Origin of the sequence: Bradyrhizobium nivariense (assembly GCF_029846695.2) — a bacterium.
Classification (GTDB): domain Bacteria; phylum Pseudomonadota; class Alphaproteobacteria; order Rhizobiales; family Xanthobacteraceae; genus Bradyrhizobium.
The window spans coordinates 1-6429 of record NZ_JARWCR020000138.1; the positions used below are offsets into that span (position 1 = coordinate 1).

Sequence of the window (6429 nt, forward strand, 5' to 3'; positions counted from 1 at the left end):
CAGCGCGTCCGCGAAACCCGGTTGCCCAACCTGTCGATATGCCATCCCGAGCCCCTCCGAGCCTAGGCCCTAATGAATCCCTGATTCGCCTTTGTGCAAAGCTCTCGCTTGCGGGAGAGGTCGGCGCAAAGCGCCGGGTGAGGGTTCTTTCCTCTTGGGGACCGTCCCCGTTGTGGAGACACCCTCTCCCCAACTCTCCCCCGCAAGCGAGGGAGGGAGCGCATCTCACTCGTTGCAACATCGAACCTGATCTCATCGCGCTTTAAAGCGCGGATCAGATCTGGTTCTGGCGGATATTCTCGACCATCTTTGCAAGCACGCGCTCGCAGACCTCGATGTCGTCGGGGTCGATACCCACGATCAACCGATCGTAGTTGTTCGACATGATCGGCCAGATCTTGCGCAGCAGCGCCTCGCCATCCGGCGTCAACGCGACGACCCGGCGACGCTGGTCCTCTTCCGCGATCTCGCGCTTGACGAGGCCCGATGACACCATGGACTCGACCATGCGGCTGGCGGTCGACTGCTCGGTCACCGCGAGAACGGCGATCTCGTTGACGGTCAGGGTCTTGTAGATGAACAGGACCGACAGCGTCCGGAACACGACATTGTTGACGCCGTGCTCGCTCAGATCGCGGTTCTGGTCGAGGTTCCAGCGATTGGCGAGGCGATTGAACAGATAGGGGATGTAATTTTGCAGCTGGTCTCTGGTCCGCGGCGGACCCGATTTCCATCTGCTCCTGGATTCTTTGGCCATTATTTCTTGCGACTTTGCTGCTTGCTGTCGGTGCGAATTTTCGAGGCGAGGGACCGCAGCACGCCGAGCGCGGTTTCGAGCTCCCGGGCGGGGATGTTCTCGAGCCGCGCGCTGAGATGCTTCTTGTGGACGTCGGCTGCCTTCCTGAACAGCGCTTCGCCCTTGGGCGCGAGACGCACGATGAACGACCGGCGGTCCTCGCTCGACATTTCCTTGCTGATAAGCGCGTCGGCGAGAAGACGCTGCACCAGTCCCGAGACGTTCCCGCCGGACACTTTCAGATTTTGCGACAACTGCCCGAGCGCGAGGCCATTCCTGTAGCGATCGAGCTGGGCCAGCACGTCGAACTTGGCGAGCGACATTCCAAACTCCGAATTCAGCATCGAATTCAGCGACGCGAATAACTCGCCATGCAGGGACAGCAATTGAAGCCAAAGCCGGGTTTCAATCTGCCCAGGGACGGGACCGATGTTCTCTTTGAGTGCAGCCGGCATTGCATGACCATCGAGTACAGAGTGTCTCGTCAAATGGGGGATTATCGCGGGTCTGTCGCTCCGATTAGCAACCCAGGAATCGTAGTCAAGCCGCCTGATCCTGACGTCCTTCGGTCCGGACGGCAATCGAATCCTGTGCCGGGCATCACGCGAAGGTCTTGATGGTCTGGATCACGCCGTCGAGCTCCTTGCCGGCGCCGTCTTTCAGCGCTGCCTCCCGCAGCCGGCGCGCCCAATCGGCGGCATCATCGCGTCGCTCGACCAGCTTGATTGCCGCCAGTGTCTTGTCGAATTTCGACAGCCCCCGGCTGTGGGTATCGGAATAGCCCTTCACCAGGCGTCGGCATTGCAGGATTTCGACACCCAGATGGTAGTTGGTGCCGACCGCCTCGGTCGCGGCCTTGAGCCATTGGCCCCGGTGAGCTGTCTCGACGGCGTGACGCAGCGACCGGCGGCGCATGCCGCGAAGTCCGGCAACGACATAGAGCGCCAGGAACCAGGGCAGTGAATAGGTCCGCACCCGGCGCCCCTTGTTGACGCGGCGATCGAGCCAGCCGAGCAGGCGCGGCTTCGCGCCCAACCAGCGGCCGAGGCCCACCGGCAGCATGCCCATGACCTCCTCCATGCGGGGGTGCATGAATTCGGTGGTCTGGAGCAGCTGGCCCTGTGACATCTCGAGCTCGCTCTCGATGCGCGCGCGCCGAGCGGCGCGCGTCTTGAGGTCGGCCACGCGGATCACGTCGTCATAGGTCATGGCGTTGGCGAGGTATTTTGCCGCGGCCTGGGTAAAGGTATAGCCCCGAGCGGCACCGCCGGAGTTTCGGTCGGCCGTGTGCAGCGATTTGAGGATGTCGAGATATTCGGCGCCATAGGCGATGTCCTGGAAGTCGACCACCTTCTTCAGGCCGGCGCGGGCCATGGCGAGCGCGGGCTCGGGCAGCTCCTGCTTCAGCCGGGCGACAAGCCCGGCGAGATCCGGATCGGGCGTCGCGGGAGACGGGATGTTGCCGGTCGGCTTCGATTGCGCTGGCGCCGCAATGTCTGGAGACTTGGTCTGAACCCGGTCAAAGGCGGCTTCAAATGTCCGTATGCTGGCCTTGGCACCTTTCTCGCCGGCGCGGATGACGTCGAGATAGCTTTCGCGGCTGAAGGGCAGCACACTGGCCGCAGCGAGCGCGCCGAACATCGCAGCCGAGATGACGCTGCCGTTCTCGATGGCCAGCGCGTTCAGGTCGAAGATGATCTCGGTCTTGGCGGCAATGCCGATCGCGCCGGTGACGGCACCCCCGTCGGCGATGCCGTTGCCCGGCGCGATCTTCTCGCCAATCGCAAGCGACCGGTGGTTGGAGGCGATCAGCGTGGTGCGATCCGGCGTCACCAGGCCGCGCAGGATGGATCGGCCGGCCTCCATGAACTCCGCCGCCATCACCACATCGACGTCGCCGGGTGTCGGCATCAGCGACAGGATCGGCTTGCGGCCGTCCAGCGGTGGCATCGCCTCGATGTAGTAGATCGTTGCGCCGGTGCGCTGGGCGACGCCGGGCACCGAGGTCGATTGCGCGACCCACCCGTGGTTCCCCGCGAGCTGGACGATCCAGTCGGTCAGGACGCCGCCGCCCTGGCCGCCCATGGCGACGATCGCCATCGAGATCGGTCGCTCGGTTGCTTCACCCGCGGCGGGGAGGGCCAGACGTACGGTCTCGTCTCTCATGCCAGCGCCTCGAGCGCGGGGCGCCGCCGATCGCGCCGGCGTTGCAGCCAGCCGATCACGGCCATGGCGACCTTCGATTTGAAAATGTCCCAGCGGGTCGGATTATGGATGACATCGGCGCGATAGAACGACGGGCACAGCACGGCGGCTTCCGCGACCTCGCCGCAATTGCCGCATCCGACGCAGGAATTGTCGATTGCCGCAACCGGATCGTCGCGCAGGGGATCGTCGAGCTGCTTCACCGACAGCGACGGGCAGCCCGAGAGCCGGATGCAGGCATGGTCGCCCGTGCAGACGTCCTCGTCGACGCCGAAGCGTTCCTTGACGATGCGCAATCCGTCCTTGATCGCCTTGTTGATCTGCGGCTTCACGCGGCGCTGCTTGTTCAGCATGCATTCGGAGGAGGCGACGATGACCTTGGGGCCTTCGTCCCTGGTCGTCAGCGCTTCCTTCAGAATGTCGCGCATCTTGCCGACGTCATAGGTGCGGTCGAGCTGGCGCACCCATTGGCCGCCGATGCCCTTCACGGCCTTGACGATCGAATTGTTGGTGTTGCGCCGCTTGTTGGTCGCGCGCGACGACAGGATGTCCTGACCGCCGGTCGCCGAGGTGTAGTAATTGTCGACGATGACGAAGACGCCGTCATGCTTGTTGAAGACGGCATTGCCGATGCCGCTGGTCAGTCCGTTGTGCCAGAAGCCGCCGTCGCCCATCACCGCGATCGAGCGCTTGTCGGCCTTGACGTTGAAGGCCGAGGTCGAGGCCGGGCCGAGGCCGAAGCCCATCGTGGTCGCGCCGATATTGAAGGGCGGCAGGATCGAGAACAGATGACAGCCGATATCGGCCGAGACATGGTGCTGGCCGAGCTCCTCCTCGACCAGCTTCATCGCAGCGAAGATCGGCCGCTCCGGGCAGCCGGTGCAGAGGCCGGGCGGGCGGGCCGGCACCACCTGCTTCAGCTTCTCGACGGCGGGGTGATTGAGCACGGGCGCGGCATCCGGCGCCGGCGGCCGGTTGCCGAGCAGCCGCGGCTCGGTTTTCTCCAGGAATTCTCTGATGCCGCCGAGCAGGACCTGCGCGGTATAATCGCCGCCCATCGGCAGCACGTCCTTGCCGTGGACGCGTGCGTTGATGTCCTTGCGCCGCAGCACCGTGTTGATCGCCTGCTCCAGATATTCCGGCTGGCCTTCCTCGACGATGAGGACGGCCTCCTTGTCGAGGCAGAACTCCGCGACCTCGGTGTCGATCACGGGGTAGGTGACGTTCATGACGTAGAGCGAAACTTGCGTGTCGCCATAGGCATCCGACAGCCCGAGATATTGCAGCGCGCGGATCACGTTGTTGTACATGCCGCCCTGCATGATGATGCCGACCTTGCCCTGCTTCGGCCCCATCCATTCATTCAACTTGTTGTCGCGGATGAATCCAACAGCCGCGGGCATCCGCGTCTTGATCTTCTCCTGCTCATGCTCATAGGCCGCCGGCGGCAGCACGATGCGGTTCACGTCGCGCCTGGGATTGTTCAGCGCGTCCTTGATGGTGTGGGCGGGCTTGACGTTGTCCTTGCAGGCGAAGCTCCCATGCATGTGACAGGCGCGAACCCGCACCTCCAGCATCACCGGGGTGTTCGAGAACTCGGAGAGCTCAAAACCCTTCTCGATCAAATTGACGATGCACTCATGGTCGGGCCGTGGGTCCAGCAGCCAGATCTGCGATTTCATCGCGAAGGCATGGGTGCGCTCCTGCATGATGGAGGAGCCTTCGCCGTAATCCTCGCCGACGATGATCATCGTGCCGCCGGTGACGCCGCCCGAGGCGAGATTGGCGAGCGCGTCGGAGGCGACGTTGGTGCCGACCGTCGATTTCCACGCAACCGCGCCGCGCAGGGGATACATCACTGAGGCCGACAGCATGGCCGCTGCCGCCGCTTCATTGGCGGAGCTCTGGAACACGACGCCGAGATCGTCGAGCACATCCTTGGCGTCGGCCAGCACGTCCATCAGGTGCGAGATCGGCGAGCCCTGGTAGCCGCCGACATAGGCGACGCCGGATTGCAGCAGCGCCTTGGTGATGGCGAGGATGCCTTCGCCGCGGAACGTATCGCCATCGCCGAGCCGGAGATCCTCGACCTCGCGAGCAAAAGACCGTTCAGCCATTGCACCCTCCAGAAATATGCGATAGCATACGTTTACATATGAAGTAAGTCAACGCCGCGCCATGCTATCACGCTTGCAGACCTCTGCTCCGAAAGCGCGATCATGAGCCAGCGACAGGGTAGGGCCAATGCTGAAGCTGCCTCGCTTTAGAGCTGCCGCCGTCCAGGCTTCACCTGTCTATCTCAACCCGGGCGCGACGGCCGACAAGGCGGCTTCACTGGTCCGTGAAGCGGCAGGCAATGGCGCGAAGCTCGTCGCGTTCCCCGAGGTGTTCGTTCCCGGCTATCCCTACTGGAATTGGATCACCGATCCCATCACGGGGAGTGCGTGGTTCGAGAAACTCGTCAAGGCATCGGTTCTCGTGCCGGGTCCGGAGGTCGACGTCATCAGGAAGGCCGCGCGCGATACGGGCTGCTACGTCGTGCTCGGCGTGAACGAGCGCAGCCCGGTCTCGCTGGGCGCGATCTACAATACGCTCGTCTTCATCGGGCCGGACGGTGCGCTGCTCGGCAAGCACCGCAAGCTGGTGCCGACCTGGGCAGAGAAGCTGACCTGGACCGGCGGTGACGGATCGAGCCTGCGCGTCTATGATACCGAGATCGGACGTCTCGGAGGCTTGGCCTGCGGCGAGAACACCAACACGCTCGCGCGCTTTGCCCTGCTGGGGCAGGGCGAGCTCGTGCATGTCGCCAGCTACATCTCGCTTCCCGTCGCGCCCCCCGACTACGACATGGCGGAGGCGATCAAGTTGCGCGCGATTGCCCACTCTTTTGAAGGCAAGATCTTTACGATCGTCTCCTGTTCGACCGTGTCGGAGGAGATCATCACTGCGATGGAGACCGTCGTTCCCGACGCACGCGTGCGTTTGCAGCGGAAGTCGAGCGCATTCTCCGGCGTCATCGGACCGGACGGGCGGGTGGTCGGCGCGCCGCTGATCGACGACGAAGGCATCGTCTACGCCGACATCGACCTCGAGCGCTGCATCCAGCCAAAGCAGATGCACGACATCGTCGGGCACTACAACCGGTTCGACATCTTCGATCTCCGGGTCAACCGCCGCCCACTGGCGCCGCTGGACCTCGCCGATGGTGAACGCACAACGGGCGAGGCCGCGGAGCAGGGCTTCACGCCGATCCCGCTCAGATCGGAAGCATGATGATAGTGAGGTCTGTTTGCAAACCGCGAAGAAGGTGCGCTCCCGCTCGCGGGCAGGGCAATCGCATATGGTGTGCACGATGCGGCGGCATCGGCACTGGGCTCCCTCTCCCGCTTGCGGGGGAGGGCTGGGGTGGGGGTGCTTCCCCAATCGAG

Annotated in this window: 5 protein-coding genes; 1 reads left to right on the forward strand and 4 read right to left on the reverse strand. The window is 63.8% G+C overall.

Annotation, left to right across the window (positions count from 1 at the left end; translation table 11 throughout):
• Positions 1-274 precede the first annotated feature (274 nt).
• From QCM77_RS45110 to QCM77_RS45125, 4 genes are all read right to left on the reverse strand, one after another.
• A complete protein-coding gene (locus QCM77_RS45110; RefSeq protein ID WP_279659757.1) occupies positions 275-757 on the reverse strand; it encodes a MarR family winged helix-turn-helix transcriptional regulator in 483 nt (160 codons plus the stop codon).
• A complete protein-coding gene (locus tag QCM77_RS45115; RefSeq protein WP_280097039.1) occupies positions 757-1119 on the reverse strand; it encodes a MarR family winged helix-turn-helix transcriptional regulator in 363 nt (120 codons plus the stop codon). The genes QCM77_RS45110 and QCM77_RS45115 overlap by 1 nt, the downstream gene beginning before the upstream one ends.
• Positions 1120-1396: 277 nt before the next feature.
• Positions 1397-2962: an indolepyruvate oxidoreductase subunit beta family protein gene (locus tag QCM77_RS45120; protein ID WP_280097040.1), complete on the reverse strand. Its 1566-nt coding sequence runs from the start codon at positions 2960-2962 to the stop codon at positions 1397-1399.
• Complete coding sequence (locus QCM77_RS45125) at positions 2959-5118, reverse strand: thiamine pyrophosphate-dependent enzyme (RefSeq protein ID WP_280097041.1); 2160 nt, start codon at positions 5116-5118, stop codon at positions 2959-2961. Before QCM77_RS45125 ends, QCM77_RS45120 begins: the two co-directional genes overlap by 4 nt.
• Before the next feature lie 127 nt (positions 5119-5245).
• Between QCM77_RS45125 and QCM77_RS45130 the strand changes: the two genes are divergently transcribed.
• Positions 5246-6274 (forward strand): carbon-nitrogen hydrolase family protein, encoded by a 1029-nt coding sequence (locus QCM77_RS45130; RefSeq protein ID WP_279659753.1) that lies wholly within the window; start codon positions 5246-5248, stop codon positions 6272-6274.
• Positions 6275-6429: the final 155 nt, after the last annotated feature.

Coding starts and splice junctions, on each gene's coding strand:
- QCM77_RS45110 (WP_279659757.1), bottom strand. CDS start 757: ATGGCCAAAGAATCCAGGAGCAGATGGAAATCGGGTCCGCCGCGGACC.
- QCM77_RS45115 (WP_280097039.1), bottom strand. CDS start 1,119: ATGTCGCTCGCCAAGTTCGACGTGCTGGCCCAGCTCGATCGCTACAGG.
- QCM77_RS45120 (WP_280097040.1), bottom strand. CDS start 2,962: ATGAGAGACGAGACCGTACGTCTGGCCCTCCCCGCCGCGGGTGAAGCA.
- QCM77_RS45125 (WP_280097041.1), bottom strand. CDS start 5,118: ATGGCTGAACGGTCTTTTGCTCGCGAGGTCGAGGATCTCCGGCTCGGC.
- QCM77_RS45130 (WP_279659753.1), top strand. CDS start 5,246: ATGCTGAAGCTGCCTCGCTTTAGAGCTGCCGCCGTCCAGGCTTCACCT.